A 611-nucleotide genomic window follows, 5' to 3' on the forward strand; every position below is an offset into this window, starting at 1 on the left:
CTCGAAATGCCAAGGCATCCACCGTGTGCCCTTCCAACACACACCAACCACCACCACAAAAGCAGTGGCCAGTCATGCACCGGAACACAATAACGACCACCACCACCAACCAACCACTTACAAAAGCAGCAAGCTCGGTGATGATGCGCCACACATACACACACAAACGATGTATTACAAAACTCTTACAAACTTCAATTGCACATTAAGCAACAAAGAAATAAAGATGACTCGCGTCCACTATACAGTTCTCACACAACACCACCATGCACACCAACCACCACCACACACAAGGCGGTAGCAACCAGCACACACAGCAACCAACAAGGACACGTGCATGTCCCAGACACCCAACAGCATGCCAACACCCAAAAAACATTTATTTTTGCAGCCATCAACCACAACCACCAAGCACCGCATCTCACGAGATCTGCTCGCAACACACTGAGTACTCAAGTTGGTGATCTCCACCCGGTGACACCACCACCAACACCACACACAACAGGTGTGGGTTCATCAAACGGTGATGATGCACTTACAAAGAAAAAAAGAAAAAAGTAATACTCCTTAGAAAGGAGGTGATCCAGCCGCACCTTCCGGTACGGCTACCT

1 protein-coding gene is annotated in these 611 nt (G+C 48.6%); it reads left to right on the forward strand.

The window, feature by feature from the left end:
• The first annotated feature begins 333 nt into the window (after positions 1–333).
• Entirely contained in the window at positions 334–561 is a 228-nt protein-coding gene (locus tag IEU99_RS10950; RefSeq protein ID WP_128889026.1) for a hypothetical protein, read from the forward strand.
• The last annotated feature ends 50 nt before the right edge of the window (positions 562–611 follow it).

Source organism: Corynebacterium pelargi (genome assembly GCF_014635485.1).
GTDB classification, from domain to species: Bacteria; Actinomycetota; Actinomycetes; order Mycobacteriales; family Mycobacteriaceae; genus Corynebacterium; species Corynebacterium pelargi.